Genomic DNA, 24,532 nt, shown 5'->3' on the forward strand with positions numbered 1-24,532 from the left:
TCACCTACTTTCCATACTTTTTCTCCAATTCTCTGATTTTATCTCTCAATTTTGCAGCTTCCTCAAATGCTTCCTCTTTTACTGCCTTATCAAGTTTCGCTTTAAGCTCCTCTATTTCTCTCTTTGCCCTTAATGCTCCACCTGTCTTTCTTGGAATCTTGCCTCTATGTCCAGTGCTTCCGTGAATTCTCCTTATAAGCGGGTTTAATTCATCTGAAAAAGAATCATAGCATCTACTGCATCCAAGCCTGCCTGTTTCTTTAAATCTGTCGTATGTCATGCCGCAATTGCTGCACTTTAATTGCTCCTCTATATAAGTATTTCCTGTATTTGGAAGAAAATTCATCAATCCTGCCAACAAATCCTGCACAGAAAATGGTGTAAAATTAACAAACGGTGAAAATGTCTCGCTGTTTAAAAGTCCTTCCTGTTGAGCGCATTGCTCACACAAATTCATTTCTGTCTTGACGCCGTTTATTATTTGAGTATAATGGACTGTCGCTGGTCTTTCTTTGCATTTATCGCACAACATTTTAATCACTCCTTTTTATCAAATTATTTGAAAGTTCTGCTAACATCACTTTTAAAAGTATCGCCCTCAAAATAGGCTTTTCGTACTGTGCAACAGGTAAAATCTTATCGTTAAGCACAGATTTCATCAATGCAGCTTCCCTTTCAGTTATCAGATCATGTTCTAATAAAGTATCGATGTAAAGCCTGCCTTTGCTTTCTGTTATGTTGTCACCTATATCTGAAATCAATTTTGACATCCAATCCTTGGAAACAGGCCTTTTGATTATTTTAATGTATCCGCCACCACCACGCCTGCTTTCAATGATGTATCCATTTGATAAGTTGAATCTCGTCTCAAGTACATAGTTTATCTGTGATGGGGCGCAATTGAAAATATTAGCCAGTTCATTTCTCTTTATCTCAATATATTCTTCATCAGCTTCTTCTATCAAGCTTTTTATAAAGTCCTCTATTAAATCGCTTAGCCTCGCCATCCCATCACCTCTTTCTTACTTTGACTTTCTTTGACCTTCACTTACTATTTTATTCCTCTTTTCTATACAGTCAACAACCATTTAATTTATATTTTTCCATTTAAGCATTATTTAAAGCAGATTAAACGTATATTTCAAATATTTATTAACTTTTACTCATCATAACTTTTATTTTCGCTAAAATAAAAATCACAATCACTGTAAAAGTCATTGTACTCATCTATGAACTCATGGCTTTTTCTCTTAATATTAGATTTTCCATATATGCTTAACATCTTTACAATGTCATCATCTATTTTTATAAAATCATTATTGCCATAATAAATATTAGAAAGTCTGTGATGTAGCGGCATAAAAAAACCTCCTTTTTTAATTTATATTTATTTTTTTCAAAGGAGGTCAATTCATACTATAAAATTTTATTCAATTTTGACTCTATCTTTTCTATATCTACATCGAAACCGGCCACATTTGTATCTATAGCTGCTTTTGCAACATTCAATGCAACCGCCTTAGCTACTCTTTTATCAAATGCTTTTGGTATTATGTAATCTTCATTTAATTCATCATCAGAAACCAATCCAGCAATTGCGTATGCTGCTTGAATCTTCATTTCCTCATTTATCTCAGTTGCTCTAACATCAAGGGCACCTCTAAATATGCCTGGAAAAGCCAGCACATTGTTTATCTGATTTGGAAAATCAGATCTTCCAGTCCCGACTACCAGTGCTCCGCCTTCTCTCGCCTCATCAGGATATATTTCAGGGATTGGATTTGCCAATGCAAATACAATCGAATTTTTGTTCATGGATTTTACCATGTCTTTTGAAAGCACATTAGGAGCCGATACACCTATAAAAACATCGGCACCAATCAAGGCATCAGCTAACGTTCCCTTTATCTTATCTTTATTCGTGATCTTAGCAATTGATATTTTTGATACATCTGTATCATTTCTTCCATCATAAATGATGCCTTTTCTATCACATAACACAACATCTCCAGCTCCAGCATTGATAAGTAACTTGGCTATCGCAATGCCTGCCGCACCAGCACCATTTATAACCACTTTAATGTCTTTCAAACTCTTACCGGCAATTTTTAAAGCATTTATCAATCCAGCAAAAACCACAACGGCAGTCCCATGTTGATCGTCGTGGAAAACAGGTATATTCAAAGCTTCTTTCAATCTTTCTTCAATCTCAAAGCATCTTGGAGCAGATATGTCTTCAAGATTTATGCCTCCAAAAGTAGGAGCTATGTTTATGACTGTCTCAACGATTTTATCAACATCTTTTGTAGCAATACAAATCGGAAATGCATCAATTCCTCCAAATTCCTTAAATAATACCGCCTTTCCTTCCATTACAGGCATCCCGGCTATAGCACCAATATCGCCAAGCCCCAAAACCGCACTGCCATCAGTGACAACTGCTACAAAGTTGCCTTTGTTTGTGTATTCATAAGCAACATCAGGATTTTTTTGTATCTCTTTGCACGGCTCTGCGACACCTGGTGTATAAGCAAGTGACAAATCTTTTGAATCATTGACTGGCACTTTACTTAAAATGCTGATTTTCCCCCTGTTTTCCTTATGTAATTTTAATGCTTCTTCTCTTAAATCCATTGTTACCCTCCTTAAAGTATACAGTATATTAAGAATATTATATATCATAATCTTGCAAATATCTATTACTTTAGTTTGATAAATCATTAAAAAGCACAATCGCATGTCATTTAGAACCTGTGATTTCGTTTTTATCTTATAAAAAAGGCTGATGCACTATGACATATACAGTCGGTTGTGCAACAGCCCCTTTTGAAATTATTCTTGAGATTTTTTTCTCGCCTCTATTACTTTTTCTGCAACAGCAGGTGGCGCCTCTTCATACCTTGCAAACGACATTTTGAATTCTCCTCTAGCCTGTGTCAATGATCTTAAATCTGTAGCGTACTTAGCCATTTCAGCTTGAGGAACTTCCGCAGTCACCACCTCCATGTCTCCTTTTGACTCCATCCCTAATATGCGCCCTCTCCTTTTGTTTAGGTCTCCAATCACATCCCCCATATACTCTTCAGGCACTGTTACTTCTACGTGCATTATAGGCTCTAACAAAACAGGATTTGCCTCTTCCATGCCTTTCTTAAAAGCTATAGATGCAGCAACTTTAAACGCCATCTCAGATGAATCTACAGGATGAAAAGAGCCATCCAAAAGCGTTGCTTTTATATTCACAACAGGGTACTTAGCAAGCACGCCTTCTTTTATGCATTCCCTAAGTCCTTTCTCAACCGCAGGAATGTATTGCTTTGGCACCGCTCCACCAAATATCTTGTCTTCAAATTTGAACTCTCCTTCTTTGTACGGTTCAAATTCTATCCATACATGGCCGTATTGCCCATGTCCTCCAGTTTGTTTTTTGTGCTTACCTTCCACTTTCGATTTGCCTTTTATCGTCTCTCTGTAAGGTATTATAGGCTCTGTAAGAACACACTCTACTCCAAATTTGCTTTGAAGTTTCTTGGATATGACTTCTATATGCTGCTCCCCCATGCCGTATACTATGACTTGCCCTGTTTCAACATTTTTCTCGACTTTAAACGTCTGATCTTCTTCCTGAAGTCTCTGAAGTCCATTGCTTATCTTGTCTTCGTCGCCTTTTGCCTTAGGCTCTATAGCCAAAGCCAATGTGGGCTCGGGGAATACAATGGGTCCATATTCTACTTGTTTTGCCTGATCACAAAGTGTATCGCCTGTCATTGTAAATTGCAATTTTGAACATGCTCCTATATCACCAGCAACCAATTTTGAAACGGGTATCTGCTTTTTTCCTCTTAATACATACAACTGTCCAATTTTTTCATTTGCCTTCTTTGTACCGTTATACACAGTGGAGTCAGAAGACACAGTGCCAGAAACAACTCTAAATATAGACAATTTCCCTACAAAAGGATCCGCTATCGTCTTAAATACAAAAGCTGAATAAGGTTTATTTTCATCTGCCTCAGCCTTAAATTTGTTGGCCTCAATAGGCGATGGCAAAACATCTGTCATAATATTTAACAATGCATCTATACCGATATTTTTTAAGCTTGACCCACAAACTACAGGAAAAATGTCCCTACTTTTCACACCTTCCTTTAAACCTTTAAGCAATTCGTCTTTAGAAAGCTCTTCTCCCGCAAAGAATTTCTCCATCAAGGCTTCATCATTTTCAGCAATATCTTCTATAAGCTCCTCTCTATATTGCGATGCACTTTCTTCCATCTCAGCAGGAATGTCTGATTCTTGAACCCCCTTCTGGGTGTAAACGTATGCTTTATTCGTAATAAGGTCTACATATCCAGTAAAACTGTGTTCACTGCCAATAGGCAATGTCATAGGCACAACTTTATTGCCAAACTTATTTCTCAACTGATCAAGAGTTTTATAAAAGTCTGCATTTTCTCTATCCATCTTGTTTATAAACACCACAGTAGGAAGTTTTTCAGCCTCTAACATGTGAAATGACTTTTCAGTGCCAACTTCAACCCCTGATGCAGCACAAACGACCAGCACAGCGCTGTCGGCAGCCTTCAATCCGCTTATTACTTCGCCAAAAAAATCAAAGTAGCCAGGTGTATCAAGCACGTTTATTTTGCAGTCTTTCCACTCAATCGGAATTACAGATGTGGATATAGAGATTTGCCTTGAAATTTCCTCAGGATCGTAATCAGATACAGTTGTTCCATCTTCTACGCGCCCAATCCTATCTATGGCCTTTGCATTATACAGTAGTGCTTCTGCAAGCGTAGTTTTTCCAGCTCCGCCATGCGAAACTAATCCAACATTTCTTATTTGTTGCGTTTTATAATCTTTCATATATATCCCCCTATCTTATTGCTTTAATATTATTATTCTATATTGATTTTAAATTTCCTCTTAAATTAAAAAATTTTTTATAAAAAACCTCCGGTATGCCCGGAGGTTTTTTATTCGCCAATTATTTCATATAAAATTTTTCTTGCTGCTTCTTCTATCTCATCAGGTGTTGACATGTTTAATACCATTTCCGTAAACTCTTTGGCCTTTTCATAAGTTACATTTCTTATGATATTCTTTATATTGGGTATCGAACTTGCACTCATTGAAAATTCATCTAAGCCTAATCCCAAAAGGATAACTGTTGTAAGCGGATCACCAGCCATTTCACCGCACATAGCTGTAAATATGCCTTCTTTGTGTGATGCATCTATGACATTCTTAATAAGCCTCAATATTGCGGGATTAAACGGCTTATAGTAATCTTTTATCCTTTCATTCATCCTATCAACAGCAAGCGTGTATTGGCACAAATCGTTAGTACCGATGCTAAAGAAGTCTACTTCCTTTGCAAGAAGATCCGCAGTCACCGCAGCAGATGGTATTTCTACCATTATGCCAACTTTTATGTTTTTATCGTATTTTATGCCCTTTCGATCCAGTTCTTCTTTGACTTCGTTTAAAATCTCATTCGCCTTTCTTACTTCAACTACCGAAGAAATCATCGGATACATTATCAATATGTTTCCATATGCACTGGCTCTAAGCAAAGCTCTAAGCTGTGTTTTAAACATCTCTTTTTCGTCAAGGCAAAGCCTTATGGCTCTGTAACCCAAAAATGGATTCATCTCGTCTGGCATATTTAGATATGGTAGCTTCTTATCACCGCCAATATCTAATGTCCTTATGGTGACTGGTTTGCCATTCATCTTCTCTGCTACGTATTTATATGCTTCAAATTGTTCTTCTTCTGTAGGAAAGTCATTCCTATTCATGTACAAAAACTCTGTTCTAAAGAGCCCTATCCCCTCAGCACCGTTTTTCAAAGCACCTTCTACGTCATTGGGTGTGCCAATATTTGCCGCCAACATTGATCGCCTTCCATCTTTGGTTACTGCAGGCAAATCTTTTAATTCTTTCAGCTTTTCAACTCGAATCTTGTATTTATCCCGCTTTTCCTCATATTCCTTAAGGACGTCTTCAGTGGGATTTACAATTACGACTCCTTCATTTCCATCTACAATGGCGATATCGCCATCAGAAACTTGTTTAGTGACATTCCCTGTTCCTACTACTGCTGGAATTTCTAATGACCTCGCCATAATAGCAGTGTGGGAAGTCCTGCCGCCTACATCTGTAGCAAATCCTAAGACTTTTTCTTTTCTCATTGTAGCCGTATCAGATGGTGTTAAATCTTTGGCAATTATTATCACATCTTCATCAAGCTCTGACAAATTTACATCCACTATGCCGTGTATATTATTTATTATCCTATGTCCAACATCCCTTAAGTCAACCGCTCTTTCTTTTAAATACTTGTCGTCAAGAGATTCCATCACGGATGCATGCTGCTCAATGACGTGGTTCACCGCATTGTCAGCCGTAACATAATCAATTTTTATCATATTTACAACAGAATCATAAAGCTCCGGGTCGTTTGCCAGCATAAGATGTGCTTCAAAAATCTCAGCCTTGTCTTTTCCAAACTCCCTTTCCGTCTTTTCCTTGATCTTTTCCAATTGAGCTTTCGTTAATTCGATTGCATTTTCAAATTTTGCTATTTCATCTTTTACCATTGATTCATCGATAGTTTGGGTATTGATTTCAGCAAACTTCTTCTCATACAAAAAAACCTTGCCTATTGCAATACCCGGTGATGCCGCAACGCCTTTTAACATCTTTTTTCCTCCTCATTTGACTTTAATAGATATTATAGCATAATAGTAGTACAATTTTAAGTGTTTATAATATTTTGCCAACAGTTATTAACTGGCAAACGATAAAAATAGTGTATCATTTATAGACTGTTTTTTCAAACATGTTTCACTTATCCCACCTTCACAATTTATCATATCATAAAAATCAAATTAATTGAAGCTTGCTGTGAAAATAAATCAAAACATGACAAAAGTGAGGATGTTAACCTCCTCACTTTTGCAGTATCTTAAGAGCATCTTCAACGACTGCCTTCGCATTTTTTATGGCCTTTTGCGCTTCCACCTTATAAATCGGTTTGTCCTTAAACCTCGATTCCTCTTTCACAGCCACATCTGCTGCAAATATTACCAAATCTGCTTCATCTACTTCTTTTTTTGATATTTTATTTTCAATGCCTATTGAACCTTGTGTTTCCACTTTGATTTTATGTCCTAATTGCTTTGCCGCCTTCTCCAATGCTTCGGCAGCCATATACGTATGCGCTATTCCTGTAGGACAAGCTGTAACTGCTACAATTTTCATTTTGCATCGACCTCTTTTTAGTATATTGTACTATATTCATGATATCATAAATATCACGCTGTTACTTCTTCATCTTCATTTTCATCTTCTGTAACATTTTTCTTTAGACTATTTACAATTAACGCCGTCACTGCAATTCCAATTAATACTGCAACTATAAACCCTATTTTGTTATCTATAACAGGCAGCACTATGGGACCACCGTGTGGTGCATGGTCACCAACTTTAAATATTGCCGCAACCGCTGCAGATATAGATGAACCTATCATTATAGACGGAATGACCCTTAACGGATCACCTGCGGCAAATGGTATTGCACCTTCAGTAATGCCAATTAAACCCATTGCCAATGCACCATATCCAGCTTCTCTTTCTACTTTTGTGTACTTTTTAGGTGCCAAAAGTGTCGCAACACCCATACCTAATGGTGGAGTACATATAGCAGCCGCAATTGGACCCATTATGGTATAAACTCCTTGACCTATCATTGCTGCACCAAACAAAAACGCAACTTTGTTGACAGGACCACCCATATCAAACGCAATCATAGCACCCATTATTAAAGCCAGAACTATAGCATTCCCTGTAGACATTGATTTTAACCAATTAGTCATAGCTTCCATTGCAGAAGCAATAGGGTTGCCTAAGATATATATCATAAGACCACCTACAATAAGTGACGTCAATATTGGTATAACAAATATAGGCATTATAGGCCTTAAATTTTTGTGAACTTTCCAGCCTTTTATCCACCTGGCCACATAACCTGCAATAAACCCTGCTACTATTCCGCCTAAAAAGCCTGCTTTCAACTGATTCGCCAATACACCGCCAACAAGTCCGGGTGCTATACCAGGTCTATCTGCAATTCCAAACGCTATGAATCCAGCGAGAACAGGTACCATCATAGAAAATGCTGCGGAACCTATGTCATTCATGTTCTTAAGTACAGGATTTGTTATTACAGCTCCTTTACCTGCTTGCACGCCACTTAAAGCAATTGAAAAAGCAATCAAAACACCACCAATCACAACAATCGGTATCATATAAGATACACCAGTCATAAGATATTCTCTGACTCTTTTTAGTTCTTCTTTCATCATGAATTCCTCCTTTTACTCGATATTTATGTCATTTAAAGCTTCTAAAATATCAGTTTTATCATTAGCTTTTTTTAGCCTTTCCACAAACTTTTCATCCATGAGCTTTCTTGATAATTGCGATAAGATCTTAAGATGAATTCCATTTACGTTTTTGTTTGGAATCCCCAATAAAAATATTATTTCTACTGGGTTTCCATCGAGAGAATCCCACTCTATACCATGGACTGATTTTCCAAAGACAATCATCGCCTCCTTTACAGCATCTGATTTTCCATGTGGTATCGCGATACCATTGCCTACACCTGTTGTGTATGTCTTCTCTCTTTCAAACACACTTTTAACAAAATCATCAACAGAAGTGACTTTACCATCATTAAAAGCAAGTTGTGATAGCTCTATTATGGCACTTCCTCTGTCTTTCGCTTCTAAGTCTAGTGTGATTAAATTTTCGTTTATTATCATATAGGTTCCCTCCAATATGCAAGTTAAATGAATTGATAAATTTCATTGCCACAACGATAAGGTAAAAATATTTACTAATATACCATCACTTCTTGTATAAATTATATCTCGATATCTGACCATTTTCAATATGTTAATCGTTTATCTTTTGTTCCTGATTAATGTGGCAATAATTTATCATTTATTATGTTGTATAAAACCATATATTCTTTATAGCAATTAAAAAAGCGGTTTTTACCGCTTACACCATATTATTAATCAATAGTTTTTCAATTTCTTTTTTGTCCTTCAGTTTAACTAAATTTTCCCTAAAATCCGTGTCGTCGATATTATTATAAAGTTTCCTAAAAAACTTACTGGCATATCTTATATCAGCAGCATTTATTGATACCATTATGACCAATGTCACATAACCATCACCCCAGTTTATAGGCTTTTTTAACCGTGTAACTGATATGACAGATTTGTTTACATTCTCGGGATTTCCATGTGGGATCGCAATACAATTGCCAATATATGTAGAGGAAACTTTTTCTCTTTTTAACACATCGTCCAAATACTCATTTTTAACATAGCCTGTTCTGATTAGTTCAGATACTATGTGCTTAAGCAGCGCTATTTTTTGTTCAAATTCTCTATCTGCATCAATGATTTCTACATCAACTATCTTTTTACTTTCATAATATTCATCTATAAAATTTTCCAATTTCTTTATATCGCTTTGTGTCAAAAGCGGTGTTATATTAATAACTGGTTTGTTGCTTTCGACCGACACAGTAGATATAATAAAATCTACATTATCTGACATTACATCATTAAGTGATAATGACGATACTATATCAACTACTTCTATATTTCTAAACCATCTTTCCAATCTTACAGCTAAAAGCTGGGATGTACCAATTCCGCTGGAACATACAACTAAAGCCCTAAGAGGCTTCTTTGCCCTTTCAAAAGCCGCACCCAAATGCAAAGTAATATATCCAAGTTCTTCTTCTCCTGCTTTTTTGCCAATATACTTTTCAAAAACTGTACTTGTCATCCAAGCTACACCAAATATATCTGGATAATTTTCTTTGATTTGATTTAATATAGGATTACGAAGCGTTAAACCGTATTTTAATCTGTTTATCGTTGGCTTTAAATGTAAAATCAGTCCATTTAAAAGTTGGTTGTCTTCGCTGAAATCAACAGACAAAGCTTTTTCTGCTATCTTTATTATCTCTTTTGCCATCGTAACAGCTATATCAATATTTTCATCTTCTTTTATTTCAATATCTATGTCGTCAAGTTTGTTCTGCTGCATTTTTGCACCTAATATATGAAGCAAGATATATCCAACTTCTGAATCAGGCAACCTTACACCAAAGTTATCTTCAATCTCTTTGGCAGCTTTTTCTGCAATATCATATTCTTCATGTCTTTTTAATTTATTTAATACATCTGCAGATAACCTTATATCTTTATTCCTTCTAAGCCTTTCCATCGATATTGCTATATGTATAATTAGACTTACGAAAGCCTCATCAGAAAATCTAAACTCCAATCTCGATTCCATATTAGAAACTATTTTTTCAAGCTTTTTATAGTCAATGTCAATTAGTTCCTTTAATCGCATTAGTGTCTTATAGTCTATTCTGCCTGTATAATCTTCATACAAAAGTTCCTTAATCTCATCTTGACCTTTATTAGAAACTATTAAACTTGCTGCGGCATTTCGCCAATTTTCTTCATCTCCAGATATCTCTATGCCATAATTGGTTTTCTTTATCAATTTTAAATTGTACTTTGAAAGCCATTCTTCCACTAATTCAAGGTCTTTGTGAATTGTAACTTTGCTTACATAAAGTTCCTCTGCAAGTTCCTTAATAGTTATATTTTTATTGCTCATAAAAAGTCTTCTTAATATATAATTTTTCCTTGCTTCAGGAGAAAAAGGCTCCATGAATTTTGAAGCATTACTTAATTCAGTGGAAAGATCAAGCTTTTTGTTTTCAGGGCCTTCAATTATGATGCCTGTACCAGGTTTTTTCAACAATTTTAAACCTTTTTCATCCAAATACTTTTCCACATTTTTTAAATCGTTTCTAACCGTCTTATTGGAAACATTCAACTTTTCAGCCAACTCATCCACAACTATAGGTTCATCTCTACTTAGTAGTATTTTAATTATCTCAATTTCTCTTTCAGAAATATTCATAATTCATACCTTCCTCCACATCAGATCCAGTTTCAATCAAAATATATTACAACATAAATGCCGGTGTGAACCGGCGTTTATTGATCTTTGTTGCCATCAGCAACATTTTGATCAGTTTGATTGTAAGCATCATTAATAGATTTTTCTGCTTCGTCGTTTAATGTAATAACTTGCTGTGTAAACTCGTTTGAAACTTTTTCTCTGTACTTGCTGTCAAATATATACCTAAATATCTCCATTTTGAATTCCTCCTTGAAAGATCACTTACATATATTGTATCCACTCAAAATGAAGATATTATGAAGATTTATATTTCATACACAGCGACTCTATCTCTGCCTTTTGTCTTGCAGCCAGCGTAAAGAGCCCTATCGGCATGGCTTATGAGTTTCTCCGCAGACTCCGCTTTATTTGGAAAATCGGCGACGCCAGCGCTGACAGTTATATTTATATCACCTGCATCAGTCTTTATCGGTTTAGACGATACTTCATACCTTATCCTTTCAGCGATCACACACGCCTGTTCCGCTGTCAAGTTCGGAAGTATAACAGAAAACTCCTCCCCACCGTATCTTGCAACGATATCATTGTTTCTCACACAGCTTTTTATCCTTGAAGCAATCTCCCTAAGCACAGTATCTCCCACCATGTGCCCGTATGTATCGTTAATCTGTTTAAACCTATCTACATCCAGCATTATGAGGCTTACAGGCGTCTTTTCAATAGATGATTTTGCTATGCTGTCATGCAATATCTGATCAAAAAATCTCCTGTTATAAGTTTTTGTAAGAGGATCAGTAATAGACCTTTTACTTATTTCAAAATATCTCTTTGCGTTCATTATGGCTATCGAAGATTGCTCTGATAATGCCTCCATTATCTTTAAAGAGTCTTCATCGAATGCGTTGATTTCATTTTGAAATGCAGATATACACCCTATTATGCCTTCCGCTCCTTTTATAGGAACTACAATTACAGAATCGTAATAATTAGATATATTTTTGTCTAAGTAGCGCTTATCTGCTTTTAAATTGCCTATTATTACAGATTTCCCTTCACTTACAACTTTGCCTATAATCCCTTCATTGTTCATGTACACATCCTTAAAAGCACCTATTGATTCTTCCCTGCACTTAGTCTTTTCATTTATCAAAAAGCCATTGTCATCCTTCAAATAAATAGCTATCCCCGATACGGTTACTACTTTTTCCGTCTCATACAATATTGCTTCTAAAGTTTTGTCTAAATCCAACTTCGAATTGATTATTTTCACCATTTCATATAAAGCATTTAGCCTCTGGTTGGCCTTGTAAAGATCCCTAAAAGCCTTTATGAAAAACGACAGCAAAATCAAAGGTATGACGTGGTATATAAAAATAACAGTGCCAAATTTCATATACATATTAGCTAAAAATATACCTACAGGTACCATTATAAAATATGAAGCCAACTCTAAAATCGAGCTTTCCGTCCAATATTTCTTAAATAGAATTTTCCCCTGTGCTTTCAACGCATAATACAAGATAAAGTAATTTATCACAAAACTTGTGAGCACATAAATTACTACATATATTAGCTGCCCAATAGAAAATCGTCCGATTTTTCCACCTAAACTCTCATAAAGATGCCCCGCTACTATGTATGTTATGGAAAACATTGCTCCATTTAAAAATCCATTCTTTACTTTTTTTCTAAAAAATATTGTTTCAATCATGGTAGATGTTGTAGCCAAAAGAGCTGATGACTCTGTGCCATATATCAAGAAAGATGCTATCGTGATTACAGGGCTTATAGAAAGCTTTATATCGGTGTACTTTATGCCCAAATTGTCAAGAGTAACCATAACTAACAAAAGTATAGAAAATAACTTTATATCAATTTTAATGCCGTATTTAAAACATGTGTAGATAAGAAGCGAAAACCCCACCGCAATTAACACGAAATCAAACAATGTTTCCCTTTTTTTTAACATTTTTAACCCCTCTTAATCTAATTAATGTGTTATTCGACACAAATTAAAAAAATCCTTCATTGTTAATAGATAAAATTTTATATACAAATGAAATTATATCACATATATTATTCACAATTTGTCGTTTTTTGATTGAATTAAAAAATCTCCCTGTTTTAGGGAGATTTTTTTAACAGTCCATTAACCGCACTTTGAGTAACCGCAATTTTTACAGACTACACAGCCACCTTCATGTTCTATTTCACTGCCGCATTCAGGACAAAAGCGTTCTTCTTGTGTGTCATAAGTATATGCCGCCTGTAAAACTGCATCATCATTTTTATGGTTATTACCATTTATAGGTACATCAATTGGAGCAAAGTTTTCATCTTCTTCAACTTTTAATTTCATAACTTTCTCAATGACTTTGGCAATGGCATCTGGACACGAAAGAACTTTAATTTCCTTATTGTTTGCCATTTGCCTTAATGTAGAATGGCACCTTATGCCTTTTAGCTGCTCTACTATTGACTTCGCATCAAGACCCGATCTTAAAGCTATGGATATCAGTCTACTTGTAGCCTCTGACTGAGATGGACAGCCCCCAGCACGTCCTAAGTTAGTAAACACCTCGCAGATACCTTCGTCATCGTAATTGACGGTAATGTACAAGTTGCCACAGCCTATTCTCACTTTTTCAGTTATGCCTTTCGTCACAGAAGGCCTTGGCCTTGGGACGATTTGATTGCGACTTTCCTGTTTATCTTCCTTCACGCTTTCTTTTTCAGCTTTCTTTATTCCTAAATTAAGCACCTGTGAATCACGACTTCCATCGCGATAGATGGTGACACCTTTAAGACCCAATTTATAAGCCAGCTCGTAAACTTCCCTTACATCATCTACCGTCGCATCATGTCTGAAGTTCACCGTCTTTGAAACTGCATTGTCAACATGTTTTTGAAAAGCCGCTTGCATCCTTATATGCCAGACAGGATCTATGTCGTGAGCTGTAACAAAAACCCTTTTTACATCATCTGGTATGCCATCAATGCCTTTTAACGTGCCTTGCTGTGCTATCTTCTTCATCAATTCTTCTGAATAAAATCCTCTTTTCAAAGCTACTTCCTTAAATATAGGATTGACTTCCACAAGCTGGGTATTATCCATTACATTTCTTGTCATGGCTATTGCAAAAAGCGGCTCAATTCCGCTGGATGTTCCTGCAATAATAGATATTGTGCCAGTAGGTGCTATAGTTGTAGTTGTTGCATTCCTCAACCTTATGTTTTTGTCTTTGTATATGCTTTTATCGTAGTATTTAAAAACGCCTCTCTTTTCTGCAAGTCCCATCGATGCCGCTTTAGATTCTTCGTCGATGAACTTCATCAATTTATCAGCAAATTCCACAGCTTCTTCAGAATTGTAAGGTATATTCAGCATAAGAAGCATGTCAGCAAATCCCATAACTCCTAAGCCTATTTTCCTTGTACCTTTCGTCATTTCGTCTATCTGTGGCAGTGGATACTTATTCGCATCGATCACATTGTCAAGAAAATGCACAGCATTATGAACAGTATCTCTCAATTTATCATAATCTACTTCGTATTTGCCGTTTTCCTCTTTAAGCATATTTTTAAGATTTATAGAACCCAAATTGCAGGATTCATATGGCAAAAGTGGTTGTTCGCCACAATTATGTATAATTATCCCATTGGCATCAAATGCATTGATTCCAGGCACTTGTACATCATAAACATCTTCAAATCCATCTTCTCTAATATCCAAAACTCTCGCCATAAAGCGTTCTTTTCGAGCACCATTTTTATACGATGATAAAATAACTTTTAATTTATTCATCTTTTTATCATCTTTAAACCCTATACGTCTTGCATATATTCCCATATTATCGCCACTAATACACAGTTCATGCTGTGGCTTTATTTTATATTCCTTTAGACCACCTTTGCCATCAGGCATTAGCTTTATGTCATATTTTCTTCTGTTTGTATATATTTTACTTGCAATGCCCAATCGCAACAGCATTCTTTGAACTGCTTTTAAAAGTTCCAAATTGCTTTGCGAAAGTCTTATACTTGCCCCTTTTTCAGGACTGCCTTGCACAGAAGCATCACAATCAAAAAGTCCTCTAATAAAGCCTATGTAAGCATTCGACGACATTTTTTCCAACCGAGGAGTTATCGTTTTAAATCCATTGTGCATTCCCATTTTAAGCGCCAAGTCTCTTAATGACGCTAACTTTAGCCTGTATTCATTTCGCCCTTTTATTTCTATCCATCCTGCAAAATCTTTGCGATGCGGCAACTTCATTGCGCAATCCAGAGCATATTGCATAACATTATTTACACCATAATCATCAACGTCTCCTACAACTTTTCTTTCTTTCCAAACAGAAATAATGGCAGTGTCTTTCTTTAGAACTCCATCACCAACCAATAATCCTAACAAATATCCATCTTGTTCATCCAATTCGCCTGACCATCCTATCAAATTCCTATGATTGTTAAGAAGAATATTATCTCCTGGTTTTAGATCTTTTGCAGAAACCCATTCGGTCTTAATCTCATTTAAACTGTCATCTACAACTTTTAAGACTTTGTGGTCATCAGTCAATCTGACATAATACCCTTCAACAGTTTCAAGCACAACGATATGCTTATGCCCTGTTTTAAAGAATCCCTCATTTGTCGTTTTATAAATCCTACCGTCTATTACAGCATCAAAAGATCTTCCAATTAGATCATTAACTTGTCTTGGTCCTTCTGCAGTCATCACCCACGTGTCCCCTGTGACACATGGGTTAGTCGATTCAATCTCACCCACAAGAGGCGTTGGATTTTTTTCGTTTATGCGATCCAAAAATACGATTCCAGGTTCTCCATTTTTCCAAGCCATTTCCACGATAAGCTTAAATACTTCTCTGGCGTTTAAGCTTTTCACAACTTTATTGGTATGCGGATCTATTAAGTCATAATCCTGCCCTTTTTCAACTGCTTCCATGAAATCTTCTGTTATTCCGACGCTTATGTTAAAGTTGGTGATTTCATTGTTGTCTTGCTTGCACTGTATGAACTCAAGGATATCTGGATGATCTATCCTAAGTATGCCCATATTTGCCCCACGTCGTGTACCACCCTGTTTTACCGCTTCAGTAGCAGAATTAAACACCTTCATAAAGCTTACAGGACCAGACGCCACACCGCCTGTCGATCTCACTGTAGCTCCTTTCGGCCTAAGCCTTGAAAAGCTAAATCCCGTACCACCACCACTTTTGTGAATTATGGCAGCGTACTTCACCGCATCAAATATTTCTTCCATAGAATCTCCCACAGGAAGCACAAAACACGCTGAAAGCTGTCCTAATGGCCTTCCTGCATTCATAAGCGTTGGAGAATTGGGCAGAAAGTCCAAATTCGTCATCATCTCATAAAACTTTTTTTTGACTTCTTCAGTGTCTGCGTTTATATCGTACTCTTTGTCTACATCTGAAATTGCTTTAGCAACTCTCTCAAAAAGCTCCTCAACGGTCTCAACGACGCGTCCATTCTCATCTTTTGCCAAATACCTTCTTTCAAGAACCTTCTTAGAGTTTTCAGTTAAATTCATTTAAAACCTCTCCTCATATGTATTTAACTACAATATTTTGTATGCTGATAAAGTTAATTATACATCTTATTGTGTGTTTGGACAAATCTATTCTCATTGAATTTTTCTGTCCATTTGACGTGATTTTTCTTCATATCTTAGATTTCTAAATCTTTATATCGTCATTTGCAAATTTTATTTGATACGCCATAAAAAAATATCCCGCCATCATGAACGGGATATTTTTTCTAAAAGCTCATCTACAATTTCTTTGTCGTATTCTCCATTTACATAACCTATTCTAAAGCTACTGTCGCCTTTCGCCACAAGTTCTTTTATGATTTTAGGCCTTTCTATCCAAATGTCCAATACATTAAAATCAGAGTCGAGAAATGCGAATGTAGGTATCTTTGCCTCTTTGTCTTTGCAAAGTGTCATCATGTCTTCCTCGTGCCCTTTTCTTTTTAATATGCGAAAATTAACTCCCAATATAGCACATATTTTAGCCATTATAGGCACGCTTACTTGGCAGTCTGGGCACCAACTTTCAGCAAAAGACAAAACGTTTGAAACCCTGCTGCCATTTTTAATATTCTTTATGCTTCTATCTATATTCACAGTTTTAAATCTATTTTTGAAAATTTCTGGTTTTTTGTTGTCTTCGCTATTAATAAATTCATCAAAGCTTATACCGCTATCAAACAATTTCTTAATATCCATAAAATCACCTATCTATTGAAAAATGAGCCCAAAACGGTCTTTGCACTGGATAATGTCATCCCCAACAGACTACCGCTTCTCGTCATTATCTCATCTAAAGCATCTACAACTCTATCAATCTGCTCTTTAGTAACAATAAGCGGTGGTTCAAACCTTATAACATTTGGGTTGTTAAGAGTATAGGCAGTTATGATACGATGTTTGTTTTGAAGTTCTCCTGCCACCAATGATCCTAAGTATTCGTTGGACAACTTTGATACGGCTCCTCCAGACAATTTGTCTAAAAGCCCGCCTTCTGGCTGGTTAAATTCAACACCTATCATAAGACCTTTGCCTCTCACATCTTTTATCAATTTATGTTTATCTTTTAGCTCCTTTAGCCTCTTTAAGAAGTATTCACCTTTTTCTCTCGCTGCATCAGGAAGGTTTTTGTCTAAGATAAGTTTTATGGCTGTAATGCCAGCAGCGCATGCCAACGTATTGCCACCAAACGTAGATGTATGTAAAAGGCACCTATCAGTGGTTCCATATCCTTTTTTCCAAATCTCATCCTTTGCTATATACGCACCTATAGGCATCACGCCGCCACCCAGCGATTTAGCCAAGCACATTATGTCAGGCACCACATTTTCGTGCTCACAGGCAAACATCTTTCCAGTCCTGCCAAATCCAGTCTGTACTTCATCAAATATCAGATACGCATCGTATTTCTCAGTAAGCTCTCTCACTTCTCTTAAATATCCATCCGGTGGCACTATGACGCCGCCTTCGCCTTGTATTGGTTCAACAATAAATGCTGCTACATCTTTATCCTTTAAAGCATCTTCTAATGCATTGGCATCCCCATATTCCACCTGCACTGTGTCAGGAAGGAGAGGCATAAAGTACTTTTGGTACTTTTCACGTCCTGTGACAGAAAGAGCTCCTGCAGATTTTCCATGAAATGAATTTTTGCAGTAGACTATTTTATGCTTGCCTGAGGCAATTTTAGCAAGTTTCAGTGCACCTTCCACTGCTTCAGCACCGCTGTTGCAGAAAAAGCTTTTCTTTAAATCGCCAGGCGTAACCATCGCCAAATCATACGCCAATGCCCCCGGAAAATCATTTACTGCAGCTTGAAGTATATTTGGAAAATCTTTCACTTTTTCTATCGCTTCATAAATCTCATCTGGATTGTGGCCTAAATTTAATGCACCATAACCGCCCAAGAAATCCAAATACTCGTTTCCATCGCTGTCCCATACAGATACGCCTTTTGCTTTCACAAAAAGCTTATCAAACTGCAACATCGACAGCATAGAGACAAAATTAGAATTTACGTACTCCTTGTAATTTTCCCGCACTTGGCTTCTGTTTAGTCTAAGCGCATCATCACACGTTATGTACTTTTGATCCTCTTTCATAAAAAACATCCTTTCCTTAAATTTAAAATGATACCAACAGTATAAATTTGTTTTATTAATGAAAAATATAATTAAACACCAAAAATCATTGGAGGTGTTTTTGATGTCAATCAGAAAGAGCCACTGGACCAACATCAAGGGAAACCGAGTGGAATTCGCTGCTGACATCTACAAGTGGGAGACAAGGCATTTTAAGCGAGAAGCAAAATCGCAAAAAGCCCAGTACAGAGCCCACAACCATGGCATAAGCAAAGATGTAAAAAGGCCTATGCACGACAAAGTCACATGAGGGAGATACATCTCTCCCTCTTTAATGGTGATGATGGTGATGATGGCAGCAATCGTCGTGACACTCATCTTCATCGGCAAATTTTATGCTGTCAAGCTGCTGTTTTACCCTCTCTCTTATCTCCTTAACATACTCCATCCTTAATTTTGACTGCTCTATCTTCTCTTCATCTGTTAAACCTTCATTTTTTGATTTACGGTACAGATAATTTATCCTGTCTATCATCTCTTTTGTAATCATATATTCACCTCAATAACTAATTAATAATTATATTATATGACTTTTATCAAAAAAGCAAAAGACGAGTAACCTCGCCCCCTAAACATTGTTAAATTTTAATTTCGATTTCACCTTTAATGTCAATAAAGTTTTCTTTAACGTCGCAACAATATGCGTATGCTTCAACACCTGATTCAATGGCGTCTTTCAAAGCAGATGCAAATTTAACATCTGTCTTTACATTTGGCGTAAAGTAAAGCACGTTATCCATCTGCACGAGAAAAACGACAGCAGCCCTCATGCCTTCTTCTTTAACACTTTTAAGCTCTAACATGTGTTTTGTCCCTCTTTCGGTTGGTGCATCAGGAAACATTACAACGCCATTTTCCTCAAGTGTTACACCTTTAACTTCTACGAAAAAAATTTCATCTTTCTTTGATAGCTTAAGATCAAATTTGCTGTTTTTATACGTCTTTTCTTTTTCGATTACATCATAACCTGCAAACTTATCCAATTTGCCCTTTAAAATGTTATCCATAACTACTTTGTTGGGAATCTGTGAATCGATAGATATAAGCCTTTTCCCTTTATAGACGAATTCCAATTCGTAAGGAGTTTTTCTCCCCATTCCTTCCCGCCTTTCAAGGACAACAGTTGCGCCAGGCACAAAAAGTTCCTTGCACCTACCTGTATTAGGCACATGAACAGTCGTAATTTCACCATCTATCTCTACACGAGCTAAAAATCTGTTTATTCTCTCTAAAAATCTCCCTCTTACAATAGGGTTTTCTATAAACATTTAACGCCGACCTTCCACAGTTACTTTATAAAGTCCTGTATGGTTACTTCAGCAAAACTCGTAGGAGTTTCCCACAACCTTATGCTGAAAAGATGAAATCTCTCACTTTTCAAAAGAGGGTCTAACTTTCTCCACATCCAAACTGCTATATTTTCACACGTTGTGTTAAAGCCTAAGACTTCATTTAAGTACGCATGATCCAATTTTTTTACCACTTCACTATCAACGATAGCTTTAAGATGAGCAAAATCTATGACCATTCCTTCATCGTCTATGCTGCCTTCTACAGTTACCTCCAGCTTGTACGTATGCCCATGAAGATTTTCGCACTTGCCATTGTAACTGGTCAAATTGTGAGCACTGTCAAATGTAAATACTTTTGTTACTTTCATACATCCACCACCTTGTGCCAATCTCTTTTATAAAGTTTCACACCTTTCTTGTCTGGTAGCCTTTCAATTATGCTGGACAATTTCTCCCCATCTTTCGTTATGTCAGGTGCAATATCATTAAGTGGAATCAACACAAAAGCTCTTTCCCACATGCGCTCATGAGGTATTTTTAAATCGTCATTATCTACAACCAAATCACCGTACAGAAGGATGTCTATGTCAATGGTCCTTGGACCCCATCTTACAGTTCTCTCTCTTTTAAGCTCCTTTTCCACACTATTCACAACTTTTAACAGATCATGTGGTTTAAGTTCCGTTTTTACCTTTGCTACGGCATTTAAAAATTTACCTTGCTCTTTATAACCTACAGGCTCTGTCTCGTAAATAGGCGACACCTTTTCTATGATAACAGAATTCTCTGAAAGCTTTATAAGAGCGTTTCTCAAGTATTCTTCCCTATCACCCATGTTAGAGCCAATGGATAAAAAGACATCTTTCATCTTACCATCGCATCCGTCATCTTGGCTACACGCCACATTTCTTTCACGTCGTGCACTCTGACGATGTCAGCACCTTTCACTATTCCAACTGCAACCGTTGCAGCAGTGCCCTCCATTCTTTCATTTACGTCAAGGTTTAAAACGCGCCCTATCATTGATTTTCTTGATGTCCCAAGCAATATGGGAAATCCCAATATTTTAAGCTCATCAAGCCTTCTCATCAATGTCAGATTGTGCTCTAAAGTCTTTCCAAAGCCTATTCCTGGATCGATCATTATGCTTTCCTTTTTTATGCCTGCTTTCAAAGCAATATCAATGCTTCTCTCAAAGAAGTTTATGACCTCCTGCAAAAGGTCATGGTACTCTGCCACTTCCTTATTGTGCATTATCACCACACCAGCGCCAAAATCGGCGACGACTTTTGCCATATCTGGATCTCTTTGCAAACCCCAGATGTCGTTTATGATGTGTGCTCCATTTTTAAGGCACTCGTAAGCCACTTTTGACTTCATCGTATCAATTGAAATTATGGTGTCTACTTCACACAACTTCTTGACTATATCATTTATCCTTGAAAGTTCTTCTTCAGCAGTAACTGGTTCGTATCCAGGCCTTGAAGATTCTCCGCCTACGTCTATTATATCAGCACCGTCTTCCATCATCTTTAAGACTCTCTCCATGCCTTTTTCCAATGTATTGTATTTCCCGCCGTCAGAAAAAGAATCAGGCGTCATATTCAATATGCCCATTATGTACGTTCTCTTGCCGATTTCCAACTCTTTATCCCTTAATTTCAACATATAAGCCATAACATCACCCTTTCCCTGTGATCATCGCTTTCCATTTATCAAAAGCATGACTTCCTCTCTTGACCTTTGATCTGTCTTAAAAAGTCCCCTAAGCGCAGACGTTACAGTCTTGGCTCCAGGTTTTTTTATGCCACGCATCGTCATGCAAAGGTGTTCTGCCTCTACGACGACCGCAACTCCTAAAGGATTTGCAGCTTTTACAATCGTATCAGCGATCTCGCTGGTAAGCCTTTCCTGCAGTTGAGGCTTTTTGGCTAAAATATCGACGATTCTGGCAAGCTTGGAAAGCCCCAAAATTGTGCCTTTTCTTGGAAGATACGCCACATGAGCAACGCCCATAAATGGCAGCAAATGATGTTCACACATGGAGTACATTGGAATATCTTTTACTATGACTATTTCTTGATGCTCGTCTTCTTTAAATGTCTTTATGACATCCATCACATTTTCATGAAGACCTGAAAAAATTTCTTCGTACATCCTGGCAACCCTATCGGGTGTCTCTAAAAGCCCTTCTCTTTTAGGGTCTTCACCTATAGCCTCAAGTATGTCGTAAACTGCTTTTTTTATCTTCTCTTTATCTATCATCGCCATGCTCCTTAAAAGAACTTATTTTTATATCAATATAACATTTTTTAGCCTCTCGTACAAGTATTGCGACAATTTTGACATAAAAATAAAAAACGGCTCTCATGAACCGTTTTTCGCTTTAAGAATATTTTCATTCATTTTCGTCTTTTGTTTCATCTTGATCTGTCTTTGGCTTCATTGTAGGGAATAATATGACATCCCTTATGGAATACGCATCCGTCATAAACATGATAAGCCTATCAATTCCAATGCCTAATCCACCTGTAGGAGGCATACCAACTTCCAAAGCATTTATGAAGTCATCATCCATCATGTGTGCCTCATCATTCCCAGCTTCTCTCTGCTTAAGCTGTTCTATAAACCTCTCCTTCTGATCGATAGGGTCGTTTAATTCTGAAAATGCGTTTGCGATTTCCCTGCCGTATATAAAAGCCTCAAATCTTGATGTAAGTGCTGGATTGTCGTGTTTTCTCTTGGCCAATGGAGATATTTCAACAGGGTAATCAATTATAAATGTAGGCTGTATTAGATGGCTTTCGCAAAGCTCGTCAAATACGAGAGCTATCACATCACCCTTCTTCATACCTTCTTTAACTTCAAGATGATGCCTTTTTGCAATTTCTATCGCTTCTTCATCAGACGATACTTTGTCAAAGTCGATATCCAAAAATTCTTTTATGGCATCAATCATAGTAAGTCTTCTCCACGGCGGCGTCAGATCTATCTCAGTACCTTGGTATACTATCTTTTTGCTGCCATTTACCTTTTCAGCTACATAAGCAAATAGATTTTCAGTTATGTCCATCATACCATGATAATCAGTGTATGCCTCATACAATTCCAAAAGTGTAAACTCTGGATTGTGCCTTATGTCCATGCCTTCATTTCTAAACACTCTGCCCATCTCGTACACTTTTTCCAGTCCGCCTACGATAAGCCTCTTTAAGTGAAGTTCCAATGCGATCCTCAAGTACATATCGATGTCAAGGGCATTGTGGTGTGTAATAAACGGCCTTGCTGCCGCGCCGCCTGCTATTGTATGAAGTATTGGTGTCTCTACTTCGATAAATCCTCTACTATCTAAAAATTCTCTAATAGCTTTTATGATTGCAGTCCTTTTGATAAAAGTTTCCTTTACAGTTGGATTTATAATGAGATCCACATACCTTTGCCTGTATCTTAAATCAGGATCTTTAAGCCCATGCCATTTATCCGGGAGTATTTGTAGTGACTTAGAAAGAAGCTTAAAATCCTGAACCCTTATTGTCACTTCACCAGTCTTTGACTTAAACACTTCACCTGTCACACCTATGATGTCACCGATATCAAGTATCTTAAATATTTCGTAATTTTTTTCGCCCAAAACATCCATCTTAAAGTAAAGCTGTATTCTTCCATCTCTATCCTGTATGTCAGCAAATGAAGCCTTTCCATGGCCCCTTTTGGACATTATGCGGCCAGCGATAGTGACTGTCTTGCCTTCGAATTTTTCGTAGTCATTTTTGATGTCAGAAGTCATATTAGTCCTTTCAAACTTGTCAATGCCATAAGGCTCAATGCCTAAGCTTCTAAGCTCGTCCAACTTGTTTCTTCTAATTTTTAAAAGCTCATTTAAGTTTTCATTGTTATTTACTTCATTTGTATTTGCCATAATACTCCTCCAGATTTATTTGTGTATTTCTAAAACTTTGAGTTTTATTATTCCTGCTGGCACTTCTACGCTAACCGTATCACCTACTTTTTTGCCTAAAAGTGCCTTACCTATAGGTGATTCATCAGATATTTTGTTATTCATAGGATCTGCCTCAGTCGATCCTACTATCGTGTACTCTGCTTCTTCTTTAAAATCCTCATCGTAGACTTTTACAGTGCAGCCTACACTTACTTTGTCAATGGCGATATCCTCTTCATCGATGACTTGAGCGTTTCTAAGCATGGCTTCTATTGTAGCTATCCTTCCCTCAATAAACGCCTGCTCGTTTTTCGCCTCATCGTATTCAGAGTTTTCGCTTAAGTCTCCAAATGCACGAGCTTGTTTGATTTTTTCAGCAACTTCAGGCCTTTTTACAGACTTAAGATAGTCTAACTCCTCTTCTAATTTTTTTAAGCCATCATAAGTTAAAATCACTTGCTTACCCATATTGCCAATCTCCTTTATAACAATATTGTATTTTATTCTATGTTTAAGCCATATCAATTATGATAATATTAATACACAAGCA

The 24,532-nt window shown here is 36.8% G+C and carries 24 protein-coding genes; 1 reads left to right on the forward strand and 23 read right to left on the reverse strand.

Features of this window, described 5'->3' with window-relative positions:
• Nucleotides 1–4: 4 nt before the first annotated feature.
• From BVF91_RS06950 to BVF91_RS07015, 15 genes are all read right to left on the reverse strand, one after another.
• Nucleotides 5–532, reverse strand: a complete 528-nt coding sequence (locus tag BVF91_RS06950; protein ID WP_085112728.1) for a UvrB/UvrC motif-containing protein — start codon at nucleotides 530–532, stop codon at nucleotides 5–7.
• Nucleotide 533: 1 nt separating this feature from the next.
• Nucleotides 534–1,007, reverse strand: coding sequence for a CtsR family transcriptional regulator (locus tag BVF91_RS06955; RefSeq protein ID WP_085112729.1), 474 nt, complete (start codon nucleotides 1,005–1,007; stop codon nucleotides 534–536).
• A 152-nt stretch (nucleotides 1,008–1,159) separates the two neighbouring features.
• Nucleotides 1,160–1,360, reverse strand: coding sequence for a hypothetical protein (locus BVF91_RS06960; RefSeq protein ID WP_085112730.1), 201 nt, complete (start codon nucleotides 1,358–1,360; stop codon nucleotides 1,160–1,162).
• 56 nt (nucleotides 1,361–1,416) lie between these two features.
• A complete protein-coding gene (locus BVF91_RS06965; protein WP_085112731.1) occupies nucleotides 1,417–2,634 on the reverse strand; it encodes an NAD(P)-dependent malic enzyme in 1,218 nt (405 codons plus the stop codon).
• Nucleotides 2,635–2,832: 198 nt separating this feature from the next.
• Nucleotides 2,833–4,869 carry an elongation factor G gene (fusA, locus tag BVF91_RS06970; RefSeq protein ID WP_085112732.1) on the reverse strand — a complete coding sequence of 679 codons (2,037 nt, stop codon included), beginning with the start codon at nucleotides 4,867–4,869 and terminating at the stop codon, nucleotides 2,833–2,835.
• A 110-nt stretch (nucleotides 4,870–4,979) separates the two neighbouring features.
• The gene (gene ptsP / locus BVF91_RS06975; RefSeq protein ID WP_085112733.1) at nucleotides 4,980–6,707 is read right to left on the reverse strand and encodes a phosphoenolpyruvate--protein phosphotransferase; all 1,728 of its coding nucleotides are present in this window, start codon (nucleotides 6,705–6,707) and stop codon (nucleotides 4,980–4,982) included.
• Between the two features lie 250 nt (nucleotides 6,708–6,957).
• Nucleotides 6,958–7,269: a PTS fructose transporter subunit IIB gene (locus tag BVF91_RS06980; protein ID WP_013787110.1), complete on the reverse strand. Its 312-nt coding sequence runs from the start codon at nucleotides 7,267–7,269 to the stop codon at nucleotides 6,958–6,960.
• A gap of 53 nt (nucleotides 7,270–7,322) precedes the next feature.
• Nucleotides 7,323–8,369, reverse strand: coding sequence for a PTS fructose transporter subunit IIC (locus BVF91_RS06985; RefSeq protein WP_085112734.1), 1,047 nt, complete (start codon nucleotides 8,367–8,369; stop codon nucleotides 7,323–7,325).
• A 15-nt stretch (nucleotides 8,370–8,384) separates the two neighbouring features.
• Nucleotides 8,385–8,834 carry a PTS sugar transporter subunit IIA gene (locus tag BVF91_RS06990; RefSeq protein WP_085112735.1) on the reverse strand — a complete coding sequence of 150 codons (450 nt, stop codon included), beginning with the start codon at nucleotides 8,832–8,834 and terminating at the stop codon, nucleotides 8,385–8,387.
• A gap of 241 nt (nucleotides 8,835–9,075) precedes the next feature.
• A complete protein-coding gene (locus BVF91_RS06995; protein ID WP_085112736.1) occupies nucleotides 9,076–11,034 on the reverse strand; it encodes a BglG family transcription antiterminator in 1,959 nt (652 codons plus the stop codon).
• A gap of 77 nt (nucleotides 11,035–11,111) precedes the next feature.
• Nucleotides 11,112–11,273: a hypothetical protein gene (locus BVF91_RS13275; RefSeq protein WP_168170192.1), complete on the reverse strand. Its 162-nt coding sequence runs from the start codon at nucleotides 11,271–11,273 to the stop codon at nucleotides 11,112–11,114.
• A 68-nt stretch (nucleotides 11,274–11,341) separates the two neighbouring features.
• Entirely contained in the window at nucleotides 11,342–13,006 is a 1,665-nt protein-coding gene (locus tag BVF91_RS07000; RefSeq protein WP_085112737.1) for a sensor domain-containing diguanylate cyclase, read from the reverse strand.
• Nucleotides 13,007–13,186: 180 nt separating this feature from the next.
• Entirely contained in the window at nucleotides 13,187–16,609 is a 3,423-nt protein-coding gene (locus tag BVF91_RS07005) for an adenosylcobalamin-dependent ribonucleoside-diphosphate reductase (protein WP_085112738.1), read from the reverse strand.
• A 207-nt stretch (nucleotides 16,610–16,816) separates the two neighbouring features.
• The gene (locus tag BVF91_RS07010; RefSeq protein ID WP_085112739.1) at nucleotides 16,817–17,308 is read right to left on the reverse strand and encodes a thioredoxin family protein; all 492 of its coding nucleotides are present in this window, start codon (nucleotides 17,306–17,308) and stop codon (nucleotides 16,817–16,819) included.
• 8 nt (nucleotides 17,309–17,316) lie between these two features.
• On the reverse strand, nucleotides 17,317–18,711 hold the full coding sequence (locus BVF91_RS07015) for an aspartate aminotransferase family protein (protein ID WP_085112740.1): 1,395 nt from the start codon (nucleotides 18,709–18,711) through the stop codon (nucleotides 17,317–17,319).
• A gap of 103 nt (nucleotides 18,712–18,814) precedes the next feature.
• On the opposite strand from BVF91_RS07015, the gene BVF91_RS07020 reads away from it, so the two are divergent.
• The gene (locus tag BVF91_RS07020) at nucleotides 18,815–19,000 is read left to right on the forward strand and encodes a hypothetical protein (RefSeq protein ID WP_014757882.1); all 186 of its coding nucleotides are present in this window, start codon (nucleotides 18,815–18,817) and stop codon (nucleotides 18,998–19,000) included.
• A gap of 21 nt (nucleotides 19,001–19,021) precedes the next feature.
• On the opposite strand, the gene BVF91_RS07025 is transcribed toward BVF91_RS07020, so the two are convergent.
• The 8 genes from BVF91_RS07025 to greA form a co-directional block, all read right to left on the reverse strand.
• A complete protein-coding gene (locus BVF91_RS07025) occupies nucleotides 19,022–19,240 on the reverse strand; it encodes a DUF896 domain-containing protein (RefSeq protein ID WP_085112741.1) in 219 nt (72 codons plus the stop codon).
• A gap of 88 nt (nucleotides 19,241–19,328) precedes the next feature.
• Nucleotides 19,329–20,018: a DNA/RNA nuclease SfsA gene (sfsA, locus tag BVF91_RS07030; protein ID WP_085112742.1), complete on the reverse strand. Its 690-nt coding sequence runs from the start codon at nucleotides 20,016–20,018 to the stop codon at nucleotides 19,329–19,331.
• Between the two features lie 20 nt (nucleotides 20,019–20,038).
• Nucleotides 20,039–20,410 carry a 6-carboxytetrahydropterin synthase QueD gene (gene queD, locus BVF91_RS07035; protein ID WP_085112743.1) on the reverse strand — a complete coding sequence of 124 codons (372 nt, stop codon included), beginning with the start codon at nucleotides 20,408–20,410 and terminating at the stop codon, nucleotides 20,039–20,041.
• Nucleotides 20,407–20,910: a 2-amino-4-hydroxy-6-hydroxymethyldihydropteridine diphosphokinase gene (gene folK / locus BVF91_RS07040; RefSeq protein WP_085112744.1), complete on the reverse strand. Its 504-nt coding sequence runs from the start codon at nucleotides 20,908–20,910 to the stop codon at nucleotides 20,407–20,409. Before folK ends, queD begins: the two co-directional genes overlap by 4 nt.
• Complete coding sequence (gene folP / locus BVF91_RS07045) at nucleotides 20,907–21,719, reverse strand: dihydropteroate synthase (protein ID WP_085112745.1); 813 nt, start codon at nucleotides 21,717–21,719, stop codon at nucleotides 20,907–20,909. The genes folK and folP overlap by 4 nt, the downstream gene beginning before the upstream one ends.
• A 21-nt stretch (nucleotides 21,720–21,740) precedes the next feature.
• Nucleotides 21,741–22,307: a GTP cyclohydrolase I FolE gene (folE, locus tag BVF91_RS07050; protein ID WP_085112746.1), complete on the reverse strand. Its 567-nt coding sequence runs from the start codon at nucleotides 22,305–22,307 to the stop codon at nucleotides 21,741–21,743.
• A gap of 133 nt (nucleotides 22,308–22,440) precedes the next feature.
• Nucleotides 22,441–23,961, reverse strand: coding sequence for a lysine--tRNA ligase (gene lysS, locus BVF91_RS07055; RefSeq protein WP_085112747.1), 1,521 nt, complete (start codon nucleotides 23,959–23,961; stop codon nucleotides 22,441–22,443).
• 15 nt (nucleotides 23,962–23,976) lie between these two features.
• On the reverse strand, nucleotides 23,977–24,450 hold the full coding sequence (gene greA / locus BVF91_RS07060) for a transcription elongation factor GreA (RefSeq protein WP_085112748.1): 474 nt from the start codon (nucleotides 24,448–24,450) through the stop codon (nucleotides 23,977–23,979).
• Between the last annotated feature and the right edge of the window lie 82 nt (nucleotides 24,451–24,532).

The organism is Thermoanaerobacterium sp. PSU-2 (genome assembly GCF_002102475.1).
In the GTDB taxonomy this organism is placed as follows: Bacteria; Bacillota; Thermoanaerobacteria; order Thermoanaerobacterales; family Thermoanaerobacteraceae; genus Thermoanaerobacterium.